Below are 23,778 nucleotides of genomic sequence, written 5' to 3' on the forward strand. Positions count from 1 at the left end.
GCCTCACCGGAGGTGGTGCTGGGGGGAAGCGAGGATCGCCCGCGCGACGGCGGTGATGGCCCCGTTGAACGTGGCGTCGACCTTGGCGGTCGCCGCCACACCGGCCACGCCGAGGATGAGGTTCTTCTCCCGCGTGCTCAACTTCTGGCCCACCAGCCGCTGGGAGAGCGCGTCCACGTACGCCCCGGCCGTCGCCGGCGGCTTGGCGACCAGCTTCTCCGGCGCCGTGTACGTGAAGGTGGTGCGGTAGCCGGCGAGGATCTCGCCCGCCTCGTTCCAGCCGTTGACCATGGCACCGGCCGAGGTCCAGGCGACGTAGACGTCCGGGTAGCCGTCCGGAGTGGGCTGGCCCATCGGGTACTGGCCCAGCTCGCGCATCTTGTCGTGGATCTGGCGCAGCCCACGGGCGTACGCGGTGCGCTTGCTGTCGCCGTTGTTGTGCTTCGGCGACGCCTCCGGCGAGACGCCGAGGGCGCGGTACGTGGCGACCAGGTACTCCATCGGCCGACGCACCTTCTGGCCCACACCGGCCCAGAACTCCGAGGAGCAGAACAGCGTCATCAGGACCGGCTTGATCATGCCCTTGTTGGTGGTGTACGTCTTGGCCAGCCGGTCCACGAGGGACTTCGGCGGGGTGTCCGAGACAAACCGGGTGGCGAGGCTCTGCGCCACGTACTTCGCTGTCGACGGGTGCGTCGCGATGTAGGTGATGTACGCGTCGATCGCCGCTTCGGCCTTCTTCGGGTCGGCCGAGTTGTTCGCGTGGGTGAAGCCGAGGATCTTCACCTTGCCGACGTAGTGCTGCTCGGGGCGGAAGACGTACTTGCCCTTGTCGTCGACACCGCGGCCGGTCTGCAACATGGCGGCCTGCCGGACGTCCGGCTCCTTGTAACCGCCGTCGACGCCGACCGAGTAGAGCTCGAGGTTCTCCCGGGCGAGGTTCTCGTTGATCGCGTCCTTGCGGGAGTCCTTCTGGTTCAGGTAGATCAGCAGCGCCGGGTGCTTGTTCGCGGCGATCAGCATCTCCGGGTAGCTGCCCAGCGCGTGCTTGCGCACGACGTCCTGGTCGAACGAGTTGCGGTACACCTCGCCGCCGTCGAAGTCCGCCGCGACGTGCAGGAAGTCGTTCCAGAAGTCGACCATCACCTCGAACAGCTGGCGCTTGGACCAGATCTGCCGGGCGATGGTCGCGTCGACCATCTCCCGCTCCGGGTTGGCGCCCTGCTCGTTGAGGTTGTCCCGCTGGTCGCGCAGCTGCTGCACGGAGAGCTTCTGGGTCGGCAGCTCGGCGAGCTTCAGCTCACCCTTGCTCGGCTCCAACTTGTCCGGGTCCAGCTGGGCGCGGATCCAGGCGTCCATGCCCTCGCGCTTGATGTCGGCGACCACCCCGGGCGTCACGCCGAAGGTGGCGCGCCGGGCCAGGTGCAGGATCGGGTCCTTGGACAGCACCGTCTTCACTGTCACCTTGGTCGCCGCCGCGGCGGCGGCGGGGCCGGAGAAGGTCCGCCCACCGGCGGGCGCGTTCTTCTTCAGCGCCTCACCGGCCCGGGAGCCCATGTAGCTCTCGTTCTGCTCGGTGTAGGTACGCACAGTGCTGGGCTGCTGGCCGCTGGGCCGCGCCGCGGTGCCATCGGTCACCGTGCTGCCGGTCGCGTCGCCAGCCGCCGCCTCGTCGCCGAAGAGGCCACGGATCTGCGGGGTCATGGCGAGCGCCGCGCCACCGGCGACGACGGCGGCGGTACCGCCGAGGGCCACCATCGCCTTACGTCGGCCGACCTTGCGGCCCGACTCGTCGTCATCGTCGAGGGTGGGCAGTCCGGTGCCGGCCGGTCGCGCCGGGGCCGGGCGGCCCAGGCCCTCCGGGCCGACCCACTGCGGACCCCGCGGGGCGGGCGCGGGCTGCCCGGCGTACTGCTCACGCGGGTCGGCCTGCGCGGCGTAGCCGCCCTGGTAGGGGTTGGGCGAGTCGTAGCCGTAGGGCGCGGGCGGGTGGGGGTCGCCGTAGCCGTCAGCGCTGGGGTGCTGATGTCCGTCCCAACCGCGGTCGTCCCGCGGTCGACGTGGTGGCACATTCTGGTCGGCCATGTACCAATCCCGATTTCTGATGAGCGCCGAAAGCTGCTACCGGGCAGGTGCGGCAGGTGCGGCGACTGTTGCCTGAGGGGGGTTGCTACGGCAAGGTAACCAAGGCCCCAGGGCCCTTCAAGGCGGCCGGAACCCACTCGTGAGGGCACTTAAGACAGCGCTCAGTGCGACAGCGGCGGCGCGCGGTGGGGCGTACCGGTTCGCAGACCTTCCCAGCAGGGCGTACGCGCGGCAGCCGTGCACGGACCGGACCACACCGCCGTACCCGACACTTTCGGCACCGTTCACCACCACAGGCAAACTTAAGGTTCAGGTAAGCCGGACGTGAAGCGCGCTCGCGTGGAGGAAAAGTAGCAACAGCGGGTGAGCGTGAGCCGCCACCGCAGCGGGTATGCCGCCGAACCGCTGAACGCGTGAGGGGAAGGCAGCGCCATGCTCAGCAAAGAGGATCAGCGCAGATTCGACCAGATCACCCGTCAGCTCCGGGAAAGTGACCCGGCCTTCTTCAACCGGCTGGACCATCGGGCCCGGGCCCGCAGGGGCCGCTATCTGATGTTGTTGACCATCGTGCTGTGGGCGTCGCTGCCGGCGATAGCCGTGTTCGCCGGTCGACTGACCGGCGCGATCTGCGCGGTGGTGCTGGTGGCCAACGCGGCGATCATGTGGCGGTTCCGCCGCCGGTGGACGTGACGGCTCACCGGTCGGCCGGGCCGAACGCCCGGTACGCGCGTCGCAACCGTTCGAGCAGTCCCGGCCCACCGATGGCCGGGGCCGGGGCGCCGAGCTGGCGCAGCAGCAGGTCGGTGCCGGTCACCAGTCGGGGCGGCCGATCCGGCAGCGGCACCGGCGCCGACCAGAAGCGATCCGCCGTCTCCGCCAGCGGCGTCGCCGACAGCCCGGCGAGCGCGCGGGCGGCGCCGACCGGCGCCGGGGACTCCACTGTCGACACGACACCATCCGGTTCGGACGGTGGGTCGGCTGGCAGGGCGGCACCGGTGGTCGCGGCCCGCCGGGCGCGGAGTGCGTCGAGCAACTCCGCGCGGGACCGGCCGCGCCAGTGCAGCAGCTCGAACGGGTCGGCGTCGAACGCCTCGGCCAACAGGTAGAACGTCGCCGCGAGGTGCTTGCACGGCACCGCGAAGTCGGGGCAGTTGCAGCGCTGGGTCAACTCGTCCACGGCGGTCGGGAAGAGCGGCGCGCCGACGGCGGCGAACAGCTCCTCCAACTCGTCGGGGAGGTCCCCGGCGAGCAGCCGGGCGCTGAAGAACGCCTGCCCGGCCAGCTCGTCCTCGATTCGGGACCAGAGCGCCGCCGGGAACGGCTCCAGCGCGATCGACACCTGGTACGGCTGCGGCCGGGAACCCTGCACCACCGCGCTGACCCGCCCGGGTCCGATGTCGAGGGTGAGCACCTGACCGGCCCTCGCGTACGACCGGCCCCGGGTCAGCCGGGTGCCGAGCGCGAACGACTCCAACACCTCCAGGAAACGCCGCGACCACCAGGACCGGCCGATCGCGCCCCGGGCGCTGCGCGCCCGCAGGCCCCCGTCGACCCGACGCGGACGTCCGTAGTCGGCGAACCGGTCCGTGCTCACGCCAGCGCTCCGCTGCGCTCCGCGCCGACGTGCGACAGAACGCTGCTGTGCCTGATGGTTCGCTCGCTCCGCTCGCTCACTCCACCACCGCGCCGGCTTCCAGGGCGAACAGGTCCCGCAGCTGGCCGGTGGACAGCTCGGTGATCCACTGTTCGCCGGTGCCGACCACCCGCTCGGCGAGGCTGCGCTTGTCGGCGATCAGCGCGGCCACCTTCTCCTCGACCGTGCCGGCGCAGACGAACTTGCGGACCTGCACACGTCGGCGCTGCCCGATCCGGAACGCCCGGTCGGTGGCCTGGTCCTCGACCGCCGGGTTCCACCACCGGTCCACGTGCACGACGTGGTTCGCGGCGGTCAGGGTCAACCCGGTGCCGCCGGCCTTGAGTGACAGGACGAACAGCGGCGGACCCTCCGCCGACTGGAAACGCTGCACCAGGGCGTCCCGCTCGGCCTTGCCGAGACCACCGTGCAGGAACAGCACCTCCCGGCCGAACCGCGCCGACAGGTGACCGCGCAACATCGCACCGAACTCGGCGTACTGGGTGAAGAGCAGCGCCCGCTCCCCCGCCGCCAACACCTCCTCCAGGATCTCGGTGAGCCGGGCCAGCTTTCCGGAGCGGCCCTCCAGCGGCGAGCCGTCGCGCAGCAGCTGGGCGGGGTGGTTGCAGACCTGCTTGAGCCGGGTCATGGTGGCCAGCACCAGGCCGCGACGCTCGATGCCGTCGCTGGTCTCGATCCGGGCGAGCATGTCGTCGACCACCACCCGGTACAGCGCGGCCTGCTCGGCGGTGAGGTTGCAGAGCACCTCCATCTCCAGCTTCTCCGGCAGGTCCGAGATGATCGACGAGTCGGTCTTGAGCCGGCGCAACACGAACGGGCCGGTGATCCGGCGTAGCCGCTCCGCGGCCTCGGCGTCGCCGTGCCGCTCGATCGGCTCGGCGAACCGCTTGCGGAACGTCGCGGCCGGCCCGAGCAGGCCCGGGTTGGCGAACTGCATGATCGACCAGAGGTCGGCGAGGCGGTTCTCCACCGGCGTACCGGTCACCGCCACCCGTTGCCGGGCGGGCAGCGCGCGAACCGCCTCGGCCTGCCGGGTCGACGCGTTCTTGATCGCCTGCGCCTCGTCCACCACCACCCGGTGCCAGTCGATGCCGGCCAGGTCGGCGGCGTCGCGGGCAGCCACCGAGTAGGTGGTGAGGACCAGGTCCGCGCCGTGCGCGGCCGCTGTGAACTCCGCCCCCCGCGCCCGCTCGGCACCATGGTGTACGTGCACCCGCAGCCCCGGGGTGAACCGCGCCGCCTCCCGCTGCCAGTTGCCGACCAGCGACATCGGACAGACCAGCAGGGTCGGCCCGGCCTCCGGCGGGTCCCCGGCGAGCAGCGCGAGCAGTTGCACAGTCTTGCCCAGCCCCATGTCGTCGGCGAGCACACCACCCAGGCCGAGCGAGCGCAGGAAGGCCAGCCAGGCCAGCCCGCGCTGCTGGTACGGCCGCAGCGTTCCCTGAAAGCCCGGCGGCGGGTCCAGCGGGGTGAGCCGCCGCTCGACCGCGCCGGCGAGCAGGTCGCCCAGCGCCCCGTCGGCTGTCACCTCCAGCACCGGCAGCGCGCCGGTGGCGTCGCCGTCGGCCAGCCCGAGCCGGAGCAGGTCGGCGACTGTCAACTCGCCCGAGGAGCGGAGCAGGCGGAGGCCGGCGGCGAGCCGCCCCGGGTCCAGTTCCACCCACCGGCCGCGCAGCCGTACCAGCGGGGTCTTCATCTCGGCCAGCGTTGCCAACTCCTCGGCGGAGAGCGGCTGGTCCCCGAGCGCGATCTCCCAGCGGTAGTCGACCAGGGCGTCCAGACCGACCCCGGCATCGGCGCCACCCACAGTGCCCGGCGCGGTACGGCTGCGCGCCTTCAGTCGAGCACCCAGGCGCGCCGACGGACGCTGCCACCACGACGGCAGCAGCACCCCGAAACCGGCAGCGTGCAGCACCGGGGCGCCCGCGCTGAGGAACCGGTGCGCCCCCTCGACGTCCAGTTCCATCGCCTCCGGGGCGGCGGTCCGCAGCGCGGCGTCCAGGTCCGGCCAGAGCCGGCTGGCCCGGCCCAGCTCGGCGAGGAGCGTCTCCTGCGGGCTGGCGGTCCGGCCGGCCAGGCCGCCGAGCGTGTGCGGCGCCCGCCAGATCTCCGCGGCGTCGACGTGCAGGCCGGGCTCGTCCGCGGCCTGCAACCCGAACTCCAGCCGCCAGCGCCCGCCGCCGGCCGACCCGACCGGCACCGGCACGTTCTCGGCGGGCACCGGCACCGGCGCGCTGTCGGCGGGCACCGCCCGGGTGGCCAGGATCGGTTCGGTGACCTCGTCGGGGGCCGGTTCCACCAGGCGGAAACTGGCCCGCACCGGGCCACCGGCGGCGTCGCGCTGCCACGCGTCCAGTTCGGCGGCGAGGGCGGCCAACCCGGCCGGGTCGATGGTGAAGTCCCGCTGCGGGCCGGCGAGCGCGGCCAACCAGGCCGGTGCCGGGCCGCCCGGGCGCAGCCCTCGGGCCAGCGTGGTGGTCGCCAGCGCAGCCCGCGCGGCGGCGTCGGTCAGCGCGTCGAGCGCATCCGCGACCAGCGCGGCGGCGGTCAGCTCGGTAGCGGGCGGCAGGACTGCGGCTCGGGCGGCGGGTGGCAGGGCCAGCGCCAGCGCCCGCGCCCAGGCGGCGTCGGTGCCGGTCAGCAGCGGACGCCACACCGCCTGCGCGGGCACCTGCTCGGCAGCACCCGACGCCGCCGTGACGCCGGCGCCGGCCGTCTGGCGGCCTGCCGTCTGGTCGCCCGACATCGCGGCCCCGCCGGGCGGCTGGTCGCCCGTCGTCGTGCGCACGCCGGGGAGGACGCGGCCACGGGTCACCAGGTCGGCGGCGAAGTCGGCCAGCTCGGCGAGGTGCCGCAGGGTGGCACCGGGCACCGCCGGGATGTCGTCCAGGGCTTGTAGCAGCGACAGGGCGTCGTCCGGGGCGTACACCAGGATGGGGACCCGCCACCCGGCCACTGTGAGCCGGCCGCGGGCCGCGGGTGCGACGGTGGCCCGGATCAGCTCGGGTGAGTCGGTCGGCGCGCCCGCCAGGGTGGGCAGGGTGAGCAGCGCGGTGTCCGGCCGGGTCGGCTCGGCGGTGTCGGCGAGGGCGGCGGCGAGGTCGGTGTGCCCGGCGGCGAAGGGGTGCTGGCGTTCCCGGGCCGGTCGGCCCGAACGCGCAGCGGGAATCGGTGCGGTGCTGTCCTCGGCCCAGACGGCGAGGCCGCCGGTCGAGCTCTCGCCGGGCAACCACAGCCCGTGGATGACCAGCACCTGCTCCCCCTAGTCGCCGCCCGCCCCCAGGATAGGCGGCCCCGCTGACCGGACCGACGCCCCCCACCTGCGCGATCTTGCAGTTCGTGTTGGCGTTCTGCGAACGATGCGCCTTTTGTCGCAACAGAAACCGCAAGATCGCGGGGCGCTGGAGGTGCGAGCGGTAACGGGCTAGCGTCGGCTTCGTGATCGATCTGCTGGTTCTTGGCGGGCTCGGGGTGGACGTGCGGGTGCGGGTGCCCGCGCTGCCGCTGCCGGCTGCCGATTCCCACACCGTCGAGCCGATCGAGCTGCGGATCGGCAACACCGGGGCCGGGGTGGCGCTGGCCGCCCGGGCGCTCGGCCTGCGCGTACTGGTTGTCGACACCCTCGGTGCGGACCCGGCCGGTGAGCTGGTCCGGGCGGCGTTGACCCGGGCCGAGGTGCCGGCGCTGCTGGCCGAGCACCGGGGCGGCACCCGCCGATCGGTGAACCTGGTGGACCCGGGCGGGCGGCGCACGTCGTTGTACGACCCGCGCCCATGGCAGGGCGTTCCACCGTTTCCCGCCACCGAGCTGGCCGCGCTGGTCCGCGACGCCCGGCACGTACACCTTTCGATCATGGATTGGGTGGTGCCGTTGCTGCCCGCCGTGCGGGCCGCCGCTCCGGCGGGCGTGGCCCTCTCCACCGACCTGCACGACTGGGACGGCGAGAACACCTACCATCGGCCGTTCGCCGAGGTCGCCGACCTGGTGCTGCTGAGCACGGTGCGGTTGGGCGACCGGGCCGCGTCGCTCGCCGGCACGCTGGCGCCCCGGACGGTGGTGGTGACCCGCGGCGCGGACGGCGCCGAACTGTACCCGGGCGACGGAACGGCGGTGCCCGTGCCGCCCGCCGCCCCGGAAAAGCCGGTGGTGGACAGCAACGGGGCCGGCGACGCCTTCGCGGCCGGCCTGATCGCCGCCCGGTTGCGCGGCGAGCCACTGCCGCGTGCCGCCCGGTATGCGGCGCGGGTTGCCGCTGCGGCCTGCACGCATGACGGGATGGAGTACCCGCCGGGCCTGTTGCCCACCGGTTGACCGCCGACGGCCTGCGCCCACCCCGGGTTCAGAGTGCGCCGCACTCGCCGTCGGTCAGCTCGCGCAGGATGTCGGCGTGGCCCGCGTGCCGGGCCGTCTCCTCGATCATGTGCACCAGGATCCAGCGCACCGACACCTCGCCGAGCTGCGGGTGCGGCACCACGTGGTCGAGGTCGACGCTCGCGGCGACCTCCCGGGAACGGGCGCAGGCCCGCTCGTACGCCTCGGTGAGCCCGACGATGGTCTCCTGCTCGTCGAGCGTGAAGCTGGCGACGGCGTCCTCCTCCGAGGTCAGGTAGACGTCGCCGGGCTCGGGGGCAAGCAGGGTCGGGAACCAGTTCCGCTCGACCAGGGTCAGGTGCTTGACCAGCCCGACGAGCGTGGTCGCCGAGGGCACCAGCCGGCGGCGGGCGTCGGCGTCGGAGAGACCGCGCAGTTTGCGCAGCAGCACGGCCCGGTGGAAGTCGAGGAACGAGGTCAGGACGGCGCGCTCGTCGCCGGTGCGGGCGAGCACCGGACCGAGCGTGGGATCGATCGTCTGCTCCATCCACCGACCCTAGTCACGGGCCGGGATCCCCCGCTGCCCCGCTATCCGCTGCGGGCAGGCGTCACGCCGGGCAGGATGGGCGCATGGCTTCATCCGTGCAGATCCTTCTCGTCGGCGGCACGGCGGACGGGGAGACCATCACCGTCGAACTGGACAGCAACGGCCGTCCGCCGCTGACCCACCACCACCTCGGCTCCGGTGGGCTGGCCGACGCGCAGATCTACGAGTTGGAGACCGCCCGCGAGGAGGCCCGCGAGTGGCGCTACCGGTGGACCGGCCCGGCGGTGTGACCCGCCCCGCTCAGACCCGGGTGAAGGACTGGCTGCGCAGGCTCTCCAACACGCCGCGGGTGACCTCCGAGGTGCCCCGCGCCTGATCGCACACCTCAGCCACCCGCCGTGCGGTGGCCTCGGCGCGTTGCTCCCGCTCGTCCCACAGTCGGTCGACCTCGGCCAGCAGCGGCCCCTCGACCTCGCGTTCCACGCCGCGTAGCGCCGGCACACCGAGCCGTTGGGCAAGGTCGAAGACCTTGCCGGCGTACGGCAGGGGCAGGAACGGCGTACCGACCATCGCCGCGAAGATCAGGAAGTGCAGGCGCATGCCGACGGCCAGGTCGAAGTGGCGCATCAACCCCAGCACCTGCTGCGGAGAGTAGGTGCCGTGCAGGATTCGACCCCGCTCGGCGGCGACCATGTGCGACAGCACCCCGTGGGCATGTCGAATGTCGTCGCGCTCCATCGGCACGAACAGCACGTACGCGTCGATCCGGTGCACCAGGAAGTCACCGATCTGGGCCAGCAGCCGGTGGTAACCGTCCACGTCGAGGCGTTCGGCGGCGCGGCCCGGCTCCCGCACGCTGATCCCGACCAACCGCTTGCCGACCGGCACACCCTCCTCGGCCAGCAGGTGGGCCGGGAACTCCTCGGGTTGCAGGAGGAACGCCGGGTCCGCGGTGACGGTGATGGGGTTCAGCAGGCCGGCCTCCTCCAGCACCATCCGGGACTCCTGGTCCCGGACGGTCACCTGGATCGCGCTGGAGAGCGTCTCCCGGACCATGCCGGTGTCCACCCCGTCGCTGAGCGGCCCGACCCCCACCGCGTACGTGATCAGGGGCAGGCCCCGCTCCTGGGCGACCCGGACCACCCGCAGGTAGCGGCGGGCCTCCCGGTCGTAGAGGATGCCACCGCCGCCCAGGATGAGCAGGTCGAGCTGGGCCAGGACCAGGGCCGAGTCGGTACGGCTCACGCCCTCCCAGGGCACCGCTTCGACATCCGGGTGGGCGGCTCGGGTGTGCTCCGGGTTCCGGGAGAAGACGATGATCCGGGCGTTCGGTTCCTGTGTACGCAGATCGGTGAGCAGGCCGGTGAGGATCGCCTCGTCGCCGAGGTTTCGCCCACCGTACGAGCCCAGCACACCGATGGTCAGTCCGGCGCCGTGCGTCATCCGTCGCTCCTCCCCAGGTGCGGTCCGCGCCGGTTTCCCGCTGGGCAGGTGAACAGTCCTGCCGAAGGGACCCGTCCCCCGGGGTCGGCGCCGACCGGTTCAGCTCGCCGGGGTGAGGCGCTTCGCCATCTGCTGCGAGGTGACCTCGAAGCCCAGACTGCGGTAGAGGCCGATCGCCACGGCGTTCGTACCGAAGACGTTCAGCCCCAGCTCGGGCACGCCGAGCTGGGTGAGTTCGGCCTCGATGAGCTGGATCATCCGCCGCGCGTACCCGTGTCCCCGGTGTTCCTCGTGCACCTCGATGTTGTGGATCCACGCCTGTTCCGGGGCAGCGGCCGTCGGCACTGTCACCCAGATCCAGCCGACCTCGGTGTCACCGATCCGGCCCACCCGCAGCAGCGCCCCGTCGGTGGCCGCGCCCGCCGGCAGCGACTCCCGAATCTTGCTGACCGACCGTTCCAGGGCCGCCTCCGGGGTCATCCCCCGGTGCGCCACCAGGTCCTCGGCGTACCCCTGCTCCAGTGACCCCAGCAGGCGGTCCAGCTCCTGGGCCGTCATCGGCGTCAACGTCAACTCCACCGCGTCTCCCCCTCGTCGTCGCCAGCGGGTAGTGCAGCAGAACACGCCCGGCCACGCCAACCGTTTCCCCGCCCGGGGCGGACGGGTGGGCGGGGGTGCGCGGCCCGGCCACGATGGCACAGTGCGGATCGCCCACGTCAGCGACAGCCACCTCACCAACCCGGAGGGGGTGGCCACCTCGGTCGGCACCACAGTGGCGCTGCTGCGCGCCGCCGGGTACCGGGTCGTGCTGTACTGCCCCGGCCCACTGTCCCGGCATCGCCGCCAACCGGGCGAGGTGCCCTCGCTGTCGGTGCCGACCCGGCCGTACCGGCTGGCGCTGCCCCGGCCACCCCACGCACCGGCCGACGTGGTGCACGTGCACACCACCGGTCCGCTCGGCGTCGCCGGCCTGCGCTGGGCCGCCACCCGGGGCGTACCGACCGTGCTGACCTGGCACACCGACCTCGTCGCGTACGCCGCGCACTACCCGGAGATCCCGATCGGGGCCGCGTACGCCGGGCTGCGGCTGGGCCTGCGTTGGCGGGCCCGGGACCTGTGGGCGCTCGCCCACCCCGGGCCGGGTCGACAGGCCCGACTGGTGGCGCTCGGGCGAACCCTGCTGGCCCACACCACTGTCCTGATCGCCCCTTCGGCGAAGACCGCGACGATGATGGCGGCGATGGCGGGGCGTACCCCGATCGTGGTCCTGCCGACCCCGGCCGCCGCGCCGCATCCCGACGCCGACGACCGGCGGCGACTGCGGGCCCGGCTGGGCATCCCGGCGGACGCGCCGGTACTGCTGTCGGTGGGCCGGGCCACACCGGAGAAGAACCCGGATCTGCTGCTGGCCGCGTTCGCCCAGGTCCGCCGCGAGTTGCCGGCCGCCCGGCTGGTGCTGCTCGGTGCCCGGCGGCACCGGCTCGCGATCCGCCGGATGGCACGCCGGTACGGCGTCAGCGACGCGCTGCACCTGCTTCGACCGGTGCCACGCCACCGGGTCGGCGCCCACTACCGGGCGGCGGACGTGCTGGCGTTCGCCTCCACCACCGACACGCAGGGTCTGGTGCTCGCCGAGGCCGAGGCGTACGGACTACCGGTGGCCATGGTGGACACCCGGCTGGCCGAACGGCCCGGCACCGGCACCACCAGGCCGGTCACCGAGCCCACCCCGGTGGCGTTCGGGGCGCTGCTCACCCGGCTGCTGACCGGGCGGGAGCTACGCGCGGGCGTGATCCGGGACGGCCGGGCGGCGGCGACGGGCTGGTCCGCCGAGCACTACCTGGCGGAGCTGGTCAAGCTGTACGCGTCGCTGCCGCCGTAAACCGGCGTCGGGCACAGCGGCCGTCGTGGCGTTCATCGATGCGGCGGTGGTAGCGTCCGCCGATGGCCGACCGGGTCCTGCGGGTGAGCAACCGCGGTGATGGTCGCCGCCGCTGACTCAACGGCGCACTGGTTGACAGTGGTCAGGGTGCCGTCGGCGTGGACTCCAACTGGCGGGCCAGTTGGGCCAGGTCGGGCAGGCGCAGGTCGCCGTCGAGGCCCTTCAGTGCGGCGGTCATCGCCCCGGCCGCCCGCCCGGCCCGCAGGCCGACCTCGGCGTCCTCGACGACCAGGCACCGCCCCACGGGTACGCCCAGCAGCGCCGCGCCCCGCAGATAGCCCTCCGGGTCCGGCTTGCCGACGCTGACGTCCTCCACCGTGACGAGCACCGGCGCCTTGATGCCGGCGGCGCCGAGCCGGGCCTCGGCGAGCCGCCTGTCGGCGCTGGTCACCACCGCCCAGGGCAAACCCAACCGGGCCAACGCGTCCAGCAGTTCGTGCGCTCCGGGGGTGGCAGTCACGTCGGACAGGTCGTCGTACTGCAACGCCAACTGCCGGGCCGCCGCAGCGGCGATCGCCGCCTCGTCCAGCGCGGGCAGCAGCCGACGGATGGTCCGGTCGGCGGGGCTGCCGTGCGCGATCGCCAGCGCCGCCGCCGGGTCGACGGCGTACTCGGCGGCCCACCGTTCCCAGGCCCGCTCGACGGCGGCGTCGGAGTCGACAAGGGTGCCATCCATGTCGAACAGCACCGCGACAATGCCTACCAGTTCCACGACCACGCTCCCCGAATCCCCCGCCCCACCCTCCCCCACCTCGCAAGATCCGCGCAACTTCGGTGATCCTGCCGCCTGCCCGGCCGCCGAGGCAGCAGGATCCGTGAAGTTGCGAAGACCGTGGGCGCCCGCCGGGTTGCAAGCCGTCGAGGATCGCGGGTATCGGACCTGGCGGTCGGAGCGAGGCGTCCGATGACCGCCAGACAGGAGGTCGGCTCGGCCACATGATCGTTTGCATGACGACGACACTCAACGACAAGGTCGCCCTGGTGACCGGGGGTTCCCGAGGCATCGGGGCCGGCATCGCCCTGCGCCTGGCACAGGACGGGGCCGACGTGGCGCTGACCTACCGGCAGGACGCCGAGCGGGCCGCGATGGTGGTGAAGCAGATCGAGGCGCTGGGCCGCAGAGCGCTGGCGATCCAGGCGGACGGCGCCGACCCGGTCGCCGTGGAGGGCGCTGTCGACCGGACGGCCGCCGAACTGGGTCGGTTGGACATCCTGGTGAACAATGCCGCGGTGTTCCTGGTCGGCGCCCTGGACGAGCTCGGCTCGGCAGAGGTGGAGCAGACGATCGCGGTCAACGTCCGGGCACCGTACGTCGCCGCGCGGGCGGCACTGCGGCACCTTGGCGACGGTGGACGGATCATCAGCATCGGCAGCAACGTCGGTGAACGGGCGGTCTTTCCCGGGTTGACGCTCTACGCGATGAGCAAGACCGCTCTGGTCGGGCTGACCCGGGGCCTGGCCCGTGAACTGGGCCCACGGGCCATCACCGTCAACCTGGTCAACCCCGGGCCGACGGACACCGACGCCAACCCGGCGGACGGACCGAACGCGGCGGCGATCAGCGGATTCACCGCCGTCGGCCGGTACGCTCGCCCCGCCGACATCGCCGCCACTGTCGCGCACCTGGCCAGCCCCGAGGCCGGCTACGTGACCGGTGCGGTGGTGAACGTGGACGGCGGCTTCACCAGCTGAGGAACCCGGGCGGCGTCGTCGCGCACATCCGGCGCCGCCCGGCCTCAACCATCTCCTGGACGGGAGGCGTTTCTCCTGTGCGAGGGGGTGGGCATGGTCGAGTCGTTCCACGAGTTCGTGGTGCATCGTTCGCCGGCGTTGTGCCGGACCGCGTACCTGCTCACCGGTGACCACCAGCTCGCCGAGGATCTGGTGCAGACAGCCCTCGCCCGGACCTACCGGCACTGGCGGCGTGTCCGCGACGGCAACCCGGAGGCGTACGTGCGGCGCGCCATGTACCACCAGCAGATCTCCTGGTGGCGACGCCGTCGACTGGTCGAGCGGCTGGAGCCGACGCCCACCGAGCGGGCCGACGTGGATCACAGCGAGGCCACCACACTGCGGCTGACCCTGAACGCGGCGCTGCGTCAGCTCAGCCCCCGGCAGCGGGCGGTGATCGTGCTGCGCTACTACGAGGACCTGACGGAGGCCCAGGTCGCCGAGGTGCTGGGCTGCTCGGTCGGTGCCGTGAAGCGACACGGCCACGACGGCCTGCGCCGGCTACGAGCCGTCGCTCCGGAGTTGGTGCAGGACACCGCGGAGAGGAGCACCCGATGACCGTCCGACTCCGCGAGGCGCTGCGGTCCACCGCCGAGGACGTGCCCACCTACCCGGTGTACGAGCGCGCTCTCGCCACCGCCCGTCGTTCCCGCCGCCGCCGGTTGGCCGCTGCCGCCGGGGCGGTGGTGCTGCTCGCGCTGGCCGGGGTGACGGTGCCGCTGACCCGTACACCTGCCCTCGACCCGGCCGCCGCGGACGCCGCGCTGCCCGACCGGCTCGGCCTGCCGCCGATCGGCACGCTGTACGTCACCGACCGTCCCCGGCTCGGGTCCGCCTCAGTTGTCTTCACCGGCCCCGCGCCACGCCTGCGCGGGTGGAACAACACGAGCATCGTCGGGCTGGTCGGCGCGGACTCCGACAACTATCGGATCATGCGTGTGGGTGGGGAGGCGGCGGCCGGCGAGACGGTGCACCTCTCCCCCGACGGCCAGCACGTCGCTCGACCCGACGGCGAAGAGGACGAGCCCGGCGTCGACGTCGTCGACCTGGGCACCGGCCGGACCCGGCACCTCAGGTCCAGCGTCACCGACACGGTGGCGAGCACGCCGGTCGGCTGGTCCGCCGACGGCTCGTCGCTGGTCGTCCGGGACGAGGTGCCCGTCGCCTTCGACGGTGCCACCTACACGTCGGTGCTGAGCATCGTCCCCCTGGACGGTGGGCGCTGGACGGCGTTGGCGTCCGGCGCGCAGGAGGCGCGCTTCGGGTCGACAGTCGCCGCCGCCCCGGGCCGACTCGCCTACCAGTACGGCCGCACTGTCACGGTGGCCGACGCGCAGGGTCGGGAACTCTCCTCGTTCCCCCTGCCCGACGAATCCTGGCTGGCCGGCAAGGGTGCGTGGAGCCCCGACGGTGCCACGCTGACGCTGGCCACCCGTCGGGCGGACACCGGCGAGTGGACCCTGCGCCAGGTCGACCCCCGCACCGGGCGCGACGGCAAGGCACTACGGCTGCCCGCGGTGACCGGGGCGGTCTCCGTCCGGTTGCTCGGCTGGGCACCGGACGGTTCCGCGCTGGTGGCCGCCTACCAGCAGGACCCTGACGCGCCCGAGCGTCCACTGGAGGAGCAGACCGGGCCGCCCGCGACGGCCGAGCAGGTGAGCAGCGTACGGGTGTTGGCGCTCACGCCCGGTGCCACCGCGCCACGGACCGTGCTGACCGCGCCCGCCCAGGTGAACGCCGTCGACATCGCCGATCAGGTGATCCGCGGCGGACGGGTCCGCGACGCAGAACCACCGGGCGGGGTGGGCGGGCGGTTCTGGCTCTGGACGGGGCTGGTGACGGTGCTCGTCGCCGGGGCCGTCCTCTACGGCACCCGCAGACGGACCCGACGGTGGCTCGACGGCCGCCGCACGCCGGCCACCGGCTACTGAGCGGCGTCGGGATCCAGCACCGGGCGTACGGCGTCGACGAACGAGATCCGGCGCTTCGTCCGTACCTCGATCGCCGCGAGCCAGCGCTCCCGGTGCCGGTCCCGCAGTGGCGCGCTCCCGTCGCCCGGCTCGTCGCCGAACCGCCGCTGGTCGGCGTACTCAGTGGTGAGGCTGGTCAACACGGCCCGGCCAGCCTCGGCGACCTCCGCCGGGCCCTCCAGCAACACCAGGTTGTACGCCTCGTCCACGGCGCGCATCGCCGCGTACGCCTCGTCGTAGCCGGGCACCGGCTCACCCCCGCCGACGTCGAGCCACCGCCGGTCCAACTGCCGGTACGCCTGGTCGCAGGCGCTCAGGAACCCGACGTACGCGTCCCGCCGCAGCTCGCCCCGACGCGTCGCCCGGCGCTCGACACTCTCCTGTCGGGCCACGGTGAGCTGGTGGGCCAGTTGCCGACGGGTGCTGAGCGCTCCGACCAGCCCGGTCAGGGCGGCGGCGGCCAGGGTGGACAGTGAGGTGATCAGCGCGACTGCGACGGTGTCCTGCACCCGCCCATCATGGCGGTGGCCGACGTGAACGTCGTCTTCACAACCCAGAACCTAACTGCTGAGCTGCCGGGGATCGCATGCGCCGGGGTGGCTGGAGTTGCGGTACCGCCGGACGTCAGGGCAGTTCGTAGCCGGCTTCCTCGACTGCGGCACGTACCTCGGCGATGTCGAGAGGTCGATCGCTCGTCACCGTGGCGGTGTCGCGTTCGACGTCCACCGCCACGGCGGTGACACCGGGAATCCGTTCGATCTCCTCGGTGACGAAGCCTGCGCAGTGTCCGCAAGCCATCCCGATCACCCGGTAGCTGCTCACGGTCATGCCGGCGACTGCCTTCGGTCGGGCGCCTCCGGTGGCGAGGGCTCCGAGCTGACCTCGGCTGGGGTGACACCGTTGGCCTTTACCGGGACCGAGCGGGTGAGCATGTGCGCCCGGCGCATCCGCCCGTCGACCGCGAACTGCCCGAAGAAGTGGACGTCCACACTGCCCTCGCGCTTGGAGGTCTGGAAATGCAGCGTGTAGCGGGCAGCGATCCGGTCCCCGTCCGCTATCGCCTCGTGCACCTCCCACCGGGCGTCGGTCTGGTGCTTCCGCGCCGGGCGGGTGTGCGCGATGAGCTTGGCGCGGTCCATCAGGTTGCCGTCGGCGACCTGCACAATGTCGGGCGTGTGGTACCGGTCGACGACCACTGCCGGATCCTCGTCGCCGTGAACCAGCTCGCCCATGAAGGAGGTGAAGAAGTTGGCGATGAACTCCTTCGGGTCGATGTCGGCGAAAACGCCCATGTCACCACCGTCAGCTCGGGATTCGGCAAACCTTTACGGCTTGTAAAATATCGACCTCCGAGAACTTTGGCAAGGTGTAAGAGATGAGTGGCTCAGCAGACCGCAACCGACGCGCCGACGCCCGCCGCAACAACAGCACGATCCTCGACGCGGCGGTCCGACTGCTCGACGCGCAACCCGACGCGAGCCTCGACGCCATCGCCGGCGCCGCCGGGGTGACCCGGCAGACTGTCTACGCCCACTTCCCGTCCCGCGAGCACCTGATGGCAGCCGTCGTCCGACGGATCACCGACGAGGCCGTCGCCGCGATGGACGCCGCCGAGCCAGACAACGGATCCGCTATGGACGCGCTGATCCGCGTCCTCGAGGCCGGCGCCCAGACCGCCGGGCGCTACCCGGCCCTCATCCAGCAGATCGCGTCAATTCCGGTAAGCCCGCACGTCGACGAAGAACGCCACGCGCCGGTCGCCGCCCGGATCAACCGAGTGATCCAGCGCGGTCAGGCGAGCGGCGAGTTCGACAAAGGACTCCCGGCCGCCTGGCTGGCCGCGATCACTATCAAGATCGGCCACGCCGCGGGCGAGGAAGTCGACGCCGGCCGGATGCCCCGGAGCGAGGCCGCCGACGCGCTGCGTACCGTCCTGGCCAGGCTGCTGCGCCCCGAATAATCGTGTGCGAGGTGGCCGACCAACGGGCGGAGGCCGAGGTGGTCGCCTCCTACGGTGACCCTCCAGCCGGATGGTGAGCAGCCTTCTGCCAGGTGCACACAACCCTCGGCCGCGCGAACAACCAAAAGGACGGTGCGGGCCGCCTCTGGGCGGCCCGCACCGTTATCGAACGCCGGGCGCGTTACGCCCGTCTGCCGGAATGCTGGCGGGTGGGAGTTCCCGGCCTACAGGTCGGCCTTCGTCACGCGGGAGGATTCGTACGTCGTGGAGGACTGGGGGAGGCCCGGCACGGTGGAGACGTCCTTGACCAGCATGCCGGTCTTGGCGTCGATGGTCAGCACCTCGCTGACCCCGCCGCCGAACACCTCGGGGCCAGCGGTGATCGTCAGCGTGGCCTTGCCGTGGGTGGTCGAGTTCTTGACGCTGACCGCGGAGATGGTGGACAGCAGACGCAACACACCGGCCCGGACCTGCGTGTTGCCGTCGCCAGCGGACAGCGCTTGGGTGCTGAACGTCCACAGGGCGTTGTCGAGGTGCCGCTGAACGGCCTGGGGGCTGTACGGCTTCGGCTCGGCGTTGCCGCCCTTCTGCTTGATAATCACCTGGGCGGCGGCCTGCTGCTTGTCCCACACCGCCTTCTGCGCTGCGGGGTCGAGGCCCACCAGCGGATCCTTGGCCGCCTTGAGCATCTGGGTCCGGCCGTCGGCCGGGCTGATGTCCGCCGCGGCGACGGCTGCCTTGAGGAGCGGAGCGTACCCGCCGTCCGTCATCTGATCCTGGTTACGGGCGATCGCACGCTTGATGTCCTGCACGCTGTTGCCCGTATAGATCGCGTGACCGTCGGTGTACAGCGTGTAGACGACCTGCATGGTCTTGGTGCCGTGGACCTGCGTCGCCTTCACCAGCCACGCGTCGCCCGCCGACGGGGTGATCGTCGTGATGGAGCCGGCCAGGGTCATCAGCGGTGCGCGCTCGGCGGACCCGTCGACGGTGGTCGAAGCCGAGGTGGCGGCCGACGAATCCTTGCCGGCCTCCAAGCCCCCGGTCGCCGGCGAGTTGAGCACCACAGCGACGACTGCCGCCGCGGCGGCAACCCCCACCCCGGCGCCGATGCCCAGTCGGCCCGCGATACCGATCCGGCGGCGGCGCTGAATCGCCGGGCTGGATTCGTGGTCCCGCGTGGTTGTCGTCGTTTCCATGGTTGAAGTCGCCTCCATAGTCGTGTCCTCCGCTGATATCGCGCCCAGCAGCCGCACGGTTCCGGGGTCGGCCATAGCCGCCCGCAGCACCGCCCGCGCCCGCTGATACGCCTCCGGGCGAAGTGGTTCTGCGCTGCCCAACGCACCGACCAGATCGAGCTCGTCTGTCATCGGTGTCTCTCCTTCGCGCTGTTGCGGTCCTTCAGAAGCGCGGACACTCCCGGCGCGTCGCGCAATGCCGTCCTGGCCTGGCTCAGCAGCCGCCGCGCGGTGCCGGCCGGTATGCCGAGTGCCCGCGCGGCGTCGGCTGCGGTCAGGTCCTCCCAGGCGACGAGCCTCAGGACCTCCCGCTCTTCGGGTTTGAGCCGCGTCAGGGCCGACCGGAGCACCGCCCGGGCGTCCACGCCGAGGTCCACCGCCGACCACGGATCCCATTCAGTAGCCACGTCCGGTACGTCCGCGACCAGGTCCTCGGCCGGCCGGGACCGCCAGTAGCGCCGCAAGCGATTCAATGCCACCCCGTACAGCCACGGCCGCGCATCGTTGTACGACCGGTCGTACAACCGCCGCGACTCGAACGCCGCAACCCACACCTCGCCCAGGAGGTCCTCAGCCGCATCCCGCCCCGCCCGGCGAACGAGGTAAGAACCGACGGCGACCTCATGACGCTCGACCACCTCCACGAAGGCGTCGACATCGCCATCCAGCGACCGGCCTATCAAATCCGCATCCGAAGCCATGGCCCTCCTCGGCAAAGTCGGCGCTTCAACCTGTCATTGCCGATCAGGCGAGAAAGTGTTCAGGCGCCGAGGTCCGAGGGCGAGCGGCGCTGTCGCCGCACCTGCTCCGCGGACTGGCCGTCGAGTCGATCTCAGGTCGCCCCGCCCCGCGTCGCGTTGACGCCCGAAAGGACTGCCCTGATGTGCTCCGAACCGCTCGGGAACTGGTCAAATGCCTTGGCAGCGCAGCGGCGGGGACGGCGTTCAGTTTCATGGGGTGTCCAGGTCGAGGGCATGGCTGCACAGGTCGCCGGGCTGCTCTGGAAGGCCGACTGAGACGACAACTGAGACGAAGAGGGCCACCGGTGATCCGGTGGCCCTCTTCGCTTACTGGTCGGAGTGTGGGCGCGGCAGGTTTCGAACCTGCGACCCCCCGCTTGTAAGGCGGGTGCTCTCCCACTGAGCTACGCGCCCGGATCGCCCGTGTGGCGGGCCGGTGGCTGGCAAGCTTACCTGCCCGCCACCGACCCGGGCGCACGGCGTACCCCGGTCAGCTGGTCGCTTCAGCGATGGCCTTGCGCCAGCCCTGCTGGTCGCGGGCCTCGCCCGGGCCGTTCATCTCGGCGAAGCGGACCACGCCGGTCCTGTCGATGACGAAGGTGCCCCGGTTGGCGAAGCCGGCCACGTCGTTGAAGACCCCGTACGCCTGGGCGACGGCGCCGTGCGGCCAGAAGTCGGCCAGCATCGGGAACTGGTAGCCCTCACGGTCGGCCCAGATCTTGTGGCTGTAGGCCGAGTCGACGCTGATGGTCAGCACCTGGACGTCGTCGTTCACGTACTCGCCGAGGTTGTCCCGCACCTCGCCCAGCTCGCCCTGGCAGGTGCCGGTGAAGGCGAGCGGGTAGAAGACCAGCAGGACGCTGCGCCTGCCCCGGAAGTCCGAGAGTCGGACTTCCTGGTTGTTCTGGTCCTTGAGCACGAAGTCCGGTGCCTCGGCACCAACCTCGATGGGCATGCGAACTCTCCTCGCGTCGAGTCGGGTGAACGGCACCAGCCGGCTACCCGGCGGTGGGCGGACCGTCGGGCGAGCGAGAGCGGCGGCGGCTACTTCTTGGCCTTGGCCCCTCGGCGCAGCACCAGGCGTGCGCCGCTCCAGTCCCGGCCGGCGTTGACGGTCGAGGTCTGCTGAAGGCCGGCGGTGGGCGCGGACTCCGCGACCTCGCTCGGCTCGACGTGCCCCTCGCGCCCTGCCTTCGGGGTGAGCAGCCACACGACGCCGTTGTCGGCCAGCGGGCCGAGGGCATCGACGAGCAGCTCGAAGAGGTCACCGTCGCCGTCCCGGTACCAGACCAGCACCGCGTCGACCACCTCGTCGGTGTCCTCGTCGACCAGATCTCCACAGCGGTCGGTCAGGGCGTCTCGGAGATTCTGGTCGACGTCGTCGTCGTACCCCATCTCCATGACGACCATCCCCGGTTCGATTCCGAACCGGTCCGCCAGGCTGCGTACCCCGTCGGCGGCCTGACCAGCGGTCGCGCTCACTGTCGCGTGCCTCCTCATCTCGTCCCTGCTCGCGGCGTCGCTGCGACGCCGTCAGGCAAAGTCCACACAGTTGTTGGTCTGCGCGCAAGTGGCGCACCGGGTGGAACGGAATTTACCGTGCCAGCAGCGTACGGGCACCGTCGGTAATGGCTTCCGCGGAGACCAGTACGTGACGTGCTGCCGGACCTAATGGTACAAACGAGTCAACTCCCGCCACTCGACGCGCGGCACCGACATATCCGGCGTCGACCAGCGCGGCGATCACCCCCTCGCCCACCCCGCCGGAGCGGCGCGTCTCGTCCACCACCAGCACCCGGCCGGTCGCCGAGGACTCCCTGATGATGTCGGCCACCGGCAGCGGGGCGAGCCAGCGCAGATCCACCACGCGGGTGCCCACCCCCTCCTCGGCGAGGACGGCCGCGGCCCGCAGCGACATCCGTACCCCGTTACCGAAAGTGATGATGGTGAGGTCGTCCGCCGAGCCCACCCGGTAGACCCGGGCCCGCCCGATCGGCACGTGCCCGGCCACCCACCCACCCGGCTCCGGATAGCCGGCCAGCCACTCTCCGTCACCTTCCGCGTACAGGTCGCGGGTGTGGTAGAGCGCGATCGGTTCCAGGAACACGCAGACACTGCCGTCCACCGCCGCGCTCGCCAGACAGGTCCGCAGCATGGGCGCGGCATCGTCCGGCCGTGCCGGCACCGCGATCACCAGACCGGGCACATCCCGGAGTACGGCCACCGAGTTGTCGTTGTGGAAGTGCCCGCCGAACCCCTCCTGGTACGCCAGGCCCGCCACCCGCACCACCATCGGGTTGCGGAACGCCCCCTGCGAGAAGAACCGCATCGTGGCCGCCTCACCGCGCAGCTGGTCCTCGGCGTTGTGCAGGTACGCCAGGTACTGGATCTCCGGCACCGGCAGCATCCCGGCCAGCCCGGCACCCAGGCCCAGCCCGAGCACCGACGTCTCGTCGAGCAGGGTGTCGAAGACCCGGGCCGCCCCGAACCGGTCGCGCAGCCCCTTCGTCACCCCGTACACGCCGCCCTTCGCGGCCACGTCCTCCCCGAAGATCGCCATCTGCGGGTGGTCGAGCATCCCGTCGGCGAGCGCGGCGTTGATGCTCTGCGCCAGCGTCATCGGCCCGGCCAGCTCCGGCGGCTTGCCGCCGAACGCCTCGGCCCGGGCGCCCGCCCCCGGTCCGCTGGCCCGCGCCGCGGCGTCGGCCACCGCCCGCGCCACCCGCACCGGACGGCGGGGTGCCAGCGTCGACACCACGTCGGCCGCGGAGGCCAGCTTCGGCTCGCCCAGCACCTCCTCGGCCAGCCGGCGTACCTGCCAGCCGGTCTCGTCGTACCGGGCCAGCAGCTCCTCGCCGGTCGCCACGCCGGCGTCGACCAGCAGCCGCGCGGTGGCGGCCACCGGGTCCCGGTCCAGGTCCTCGGCCAGCTCGGCGGGGCTCCGGTACGCCGACTCCGCGTCCGCGCCGGCGTGCCCCATCAGCCGTACGGTGCGCAGGTGCAGCACGGCCGGCCGCCGGTTGCGGCGTACCCAGGCCGCGGCCTCCGCCGCCACCTCGTACGTCCGCACCGGGTCGGCCCCGTCGGCGCTGAAGTAGCGGATGCCCGGCTTGGCCCGCAGGGTCGCCTCGACCCAGCCCTCCGGCGAGCGGACGCTGATGCCCAGCCCGTTGTCCTCGCAGACGAAGAGCACCGGAATCCGCAGCCCGGCGTGGTCGTACCACCCGGCGGTGTTGAAGGCGGCGGTGGCGCTGGCGTGGTTGACCGAGGCGTCACCGAAGGAGCAGACCACAATCGCGTCCGGTGGCCAGGGGGCGTGCGCGGCGCCCGCGCCGCTGCCCACCCGCACCCCGGCGCCGGTACGCCGACCGGCGCTGTCCAGCCGGCGCAGCCGCTCCACGGCCAGTCCCATCCCGACCGCGCGGGGCAGGTGCGAGGCGATGGTGGAGGTGGTCGGCACGATGGCCAGGTCGGCCCGGCCGAACACCTTGTGCCGGCCCCCGGCGATCGGCTCAAGGCTGGACGCGACCATCCCGCGCAGCACGTCCCGGGCCGCGTCGGCGTACGCCGCGAACCCGTTGGCGGCCACGGTCGGTTCGGTCCCGGGCGACTCCGATTCGGACAGCTCCCGATCGGCGGTCGACTCGGGGCCAGGGTTCGGCCCCCCGTCGACTGTCGACTCGGGGCCGGCGGGCGGCCCGGAGTCGACGGTCCGCGACGGGTCAGCGGCCCGCGACGGGTCAGCGGCCAGGGCTCGGTCGGCGGCCAACGCTGGGTCAGCGGCGGCCTGGGAGGTGCGGAGGCAGTAGAAGGCGCCCGAGCGGTAGTGCAGCAGCGCCGGATCGGTGGGACGCAGCGCGGCGGCGACCGCGGCGTTGCCCTCGTGCCCGGCCGAGCCGATCGTGTAGAAACCCTCCCCGAAGCTGCGCAACCAGCGGCCGGCCAGGTCGAGCTGCCGGCTGGTCACCTGCGCGTCGAACAGGTCCAGCACCTGCGCGCCGGTCAGTGGGGCGTCGTCGGTGACCGGGTCGGCGGGGTCACGCCGCCGCTCGGCGGCAGGCAGCGCCGCCAGCGTCTCCCGGAACCGGTCGTCGAGATCTTGCGGGGTGGTCACGTCGGACAGCATTACCGACGGAAGCCCTGCTCGCCCAGTGGGA

23 protein-coding genes and 1 tRNA gene are annotated in these 23,778 nt (G+C 72.4%); 8 read left to right on the plus strand and 16 right to left on the minus strand.

All coding sequences use genetic code 11. The annotated features are described in order from the left end of the window. Positions 1-3: 3 nt before the first annotated feature. Positions 4-2,085, minus strand: a complete 2,082-nt coding sequence (locus IW249_RS01190) for a DUF1800 domain-containing protein (protein WP_196919095.1) — start codon at positions 2,083-2,085, stop codon at positions 4-6. A gap of 432 nt (positions 2,086-2,517) precedes the next feature. On the opposite strand from IW249_RS01190, the gene IW249_RS01195 reads away from it, so the two are divergent. Beyond that, positions 2,518-2,775, plus strand: a complete 258-nt coding sequence (locus IW249_RS01195) for a DUF3040 domain-containing protein (protein WP_091409372.1) — start codon at positions 2,518-2,520, stop codon at positions 2,773-2,775. Between the two features lie 4 nt (positions 2,776-2,779). On the opposite strand, the gene IW249_RS01200 is transcribed toward IW249_RS01195, so the two are convergent. Together IW249_RS01200 and IW249_RS01205 are read right to left on the minus strand one after the other, a co-directional pair. After that, positions 2,780-3,679 carry an SWIM zinc finger family protein gene (locus IW249_RS01200; RefSeq protein ID WP_196919097.1) on the minus strand — a complete coding sequence of 300 codons (900 nt, stop codon included), beginning with the start codon at positions 3,677-3,679 and terminating at the stop codon, positions 2,780-2,782. Positions 3,680-3,755: 76 nt separating this feature from the next. Further along, complete coding sequence (locus IW249_RS01205; protein WP_196919098.1) at positions 3,756-6,992, minus strand: DEAD/DEAH box helicase; 3,237 nt, start codon at positions 6,990-6,992, stop codon at positions 3,756-3,758. Between the two features lie 185 nt (positions 6,993-7,177). Here IW249_RS01205 and IW249_RS01210 point away from each other — a divergent pair, with 185 nt between their 5' ends. Further along, the gene (locus tag IW249_RS01210; RefSeq protein WP_196919100.1) at positions 7,178-8,050 is read left to right on the plus strand and encodes a carbohydrate kinase family protein; all 873 of its coding nucleotides are present in this window, start codon (positions 7,178-7,180) and stop codon (positions 8,048-8,050) included. A 28-nt stretch (positions 8,051-8,078) separates the two neighbouring features. On the opposite strand, the gene IW249_RS01215 is transcribed toward IW249_RS01210, so the two are convergent. Further along, entirely contained in the window at positions 8,079-8,597 is a 519-nt protein-coding gene (locus tag IW249_RS01215; protein WP_196919102.1) for a DinB family protein, read from the minus strand. Between the two features lie 83 nt (positions 8,598-8,680). Here IW249_RS01215 and IW249_RS01220 point away from each other — a divergent pair, with 83 nt between their 5' ends. Then, the gene (locus IW249_RS01220) at positions 8,681-8,887 is read left to right on the plus strand and encodes a DUF8847 domain-containing protein (RefSeq protein ID WP_196919104.1); all 207 of its coding nucleotides are present in this window, start codon (positions 8,681-8,683) and stop codon (positions 8,885-8,887) included. A 10-nt stretch (positions 8,888-8,897) separates the two neighbouring features. Here the strand turns inward: IW249_RS01220 and IW249_RS01225 are convergent, their stop codons facing one another. After that, positions 8,898-10,040: a polysaccharide pyruvyl transferase family protein gene (locus IW249_RS01225; RefSeq protein WP_196919106.1), complete on the minus strand. Its 1,143-nt coding sequence runs from the start codon at positions 10,038-10,040 to the stop codon at positions 8,898-8,900. Positions 10,041-10,139: 99 nt separating this feature from the next. Continuing rightward, the gene (locus IW249_RS01230; protein WP_307788486.1) at positions 10,140-10,619 is read right to left on the minus strand and encodes a GNAT family N-acetyltransferase; all 480 of its coding nucleotides are present in this window, start codon (positions 10,617-10,619) and stop codon (positions 10,140-10,142) included. Between the two features lie 121 nt (positions 10,620-10,740). Here IW249_RS01230 and IW249_RS01235 point away from each other — a divergent pair, with 121 nt between their 5' ends. Then, a complete protein-coding gene (locus IW249_RS01235) occupies positions 10,741-11,922 on the plus strand; it encodes a glycosyltransferase (protein ID WP_196919108.1) in 1,182 nt (393 codons plus the stop codon). Positions 11,923-12,064: 142 nt separating this feature from the next. On the opposite strand, the gene IW249_RS01240 is transcribed toward IW249_RS01235, so the two are convergent. Next, a complete protein-coding gene (locus IW249_RS01240; RefSeq protein ID WP_196919110.1) occupies positions 12,065-12,694 on the minus strand; it encodes an HAD-IA family hydrolase in 630 nt (209 codons plus the stop codon). Between the two features lie 236 nt (positions 12,695-12,930). Here IW249_RS01240 and IW249_RS01245 point away from each other — a divergent pair, with 236 nt between their 5' ends. The 3 genes from IW249_RS01245 to IW249_RS01255 all read left to right on the plus strand — a co-directional run bounded on the left by IW249_RS01245 (position 12,931) and on the right by IW249_RS01255 (position 15,644). Further along, positions 12,931-13,674 (plus strand): SDR family NAD(P)-dependent oxidoreductase, encoded by a 744-nt coding sequence (locus tag IW249_RS01245; protein WP_196919112.1) that lies wholly within the window; start codon positions 12,931-12,933, stop codon positions 13,672-13,674. Between the two features lie 93 nt (positions 13,675-13,767). Next, positions 13,768-14,271 (plus strand): SigE family RNA polymerase sigma factor, encoded by a 504-nt coding sequence (locus IW249_RS01250; RefSeq protein ID WP_196919114.1) that lies wholly within the window; start codon positions 13,768-13,770, stop codon positions 14,269-14,271. Further along, on the plus strand, positions 14,268-15,644 hold the full coding sequence (locus tag IW249_RS01255) for a hypothetical protein (RefSeq protein ID WP_196919115.1): 1,377 nt from the start codon (positions 14,268-14,270) through the stop codon (positions 15,642-15,644). Before IW249_RS01250 ends, IW249_RS01255 begins: the two co-directional genes overlap by 4 nt. Here IW249_RS01255 and IW249_RS01260 read toward each other — a convergent pair. The 3 genes from IW249_RS01260 to IW249_RS01270 all read right to left on the minus strand — a co-directional run bounded on the left by IW249_RS01260 (position 15,638) and on the right by IW249_RS01270 (position 16,975). After that, complete coding sequence (locus IW249_RS01260; RefSeq protein WP_196919117.1) at positions 15,638-16,192, minus strand: hypothetical protein; 555 nt, start codon at positions 16,190-16,192, stop codon at positions 15,638-15,640. The two genes, IW249_RS01255 and IW249_RS01260, sit on opposite strands and share 7 nt — an antisense overlap. Positions 16,193-16,307: 115 nt before the next feature. Then, complete coding sequence (locus IW249_RS01265; protein WP_196919118.1) at positions 16,308-16,511, minus strand: heavy-metal-associated domain-containing protein; 204 nt, start codon at positions 16,509-16,511, stop codon at positions 16,308-16,310. Further along, positions 16,508-16,975 (minus strand): nuclear transport factor 2 family protein, encoded by a 468-nt coding sequence (locus IW249_RS01270; protein WP_196919120.1) that lies wholly within the window; start codon positions 16,973-16,975, stop codon positions 16,508-16,510. Before IW249_RS01270 ends, IW249_RS01265 begins: the two co-directional genes overlap by 4 nt. Positions 16,976-17,058: 83 nt before the next feature. Here IW249_RS01270 and IW249_RS01275 point away from each other — a divergent pair, with 83 nt between their 5' ends. Continuing rightward, complete coding sequence (locus IW249_RS01275) at positions 17,059-17,643, plus strand: TetR/AcrR family transcriptional regulator (RefSeq protein WP_196919121.1); 585 nt, start codon at positions 17,059-17,061, stop codon at positions 17,641-17,643. Between the two features lie 224 nt (positions 17,644-17,867). On the opposite strand, the gene IW249_RS01280 is transcribed toward IW249_RS01275, so the two are convergent. From IW249_RS01280 to IW249_RS01305, 6 genes are all read right to left on the minus strand, one after another. After that, complete coding sequence (locus IW249_RS01280; protein ID WP_196919123.1) at positions 17,868-18,899, minus strand: hypothetical protein; 1,032 nt, start codon at positions 18,897-18,899, stop codon at positions 17,868-17,870. 110 nt (positions 18,900-19,009) lie between these two features. Further along, complete coding sequence (locus tag IW249_RS01285) at positions 19,010-19,582, minus strand: RNA polymerase sigma factor (RefSeq protein ID WP_196919124.1); 573 nt, start codon at positions 19,580-19,582, stop codon at positions 19,010-19,012. A gap of 381 nt (positions 19,583-19,963) precedes the next feature. After that, positions 19,964-20,035, minus strand: a tRNA-Val gene (locus tag IW249_RS01290). 76 nt (positions 20,036-20,111) lie between these two features. After that, the gene (locus IW249_RS01295; protein WP_196919126.1) at positions 20,112-20,576 is read right to left on the minus strand and encodes a peroxiredoxin; all 465 of its coding nucleotides are present in this window, start codon (positions 20,574-20,576) and stop codon (positions 20,112-20,114) included. 89 nt (positions 20,577-20,665) lie between these two features. Next, positions 20,666-21,103: a DUF3052 domain-containing protein gene (locus tag IW249_RS01300; RefSeq protein WP_196919128.1), complete on the minus strand. Its 438-nt coding sequence runs from the start codon at positions 21,101-21,103 to the stop codon at positions 20,666-20,668. Between the two features lie 112 nt (positions 21,104-21,215). Continuing rightward, positions 21,216-23,747: a thiamine pyrophosphate-dependent enzyme gene (locus IW249_RS01305; protein WP_196919129.1), complete on the minus strand. Its 2,532-nt coding sequence runs from the start codon at positions 23,745-23,747 to the stop codon at positions 21,216-21,218. Positions 23,748-23,778 lie beyond the last annotated feature (31 nt).

Origin of the sequence: Micromonospora vinacea (assembly GCF_015751785.1) — a bacterium.
Lineage (GTDB): Bacteria > Actinomycetota > Actinomycetes > Mycobacteriales > Micromonosporaceae > Micromonospora > Micromonospora vinacea.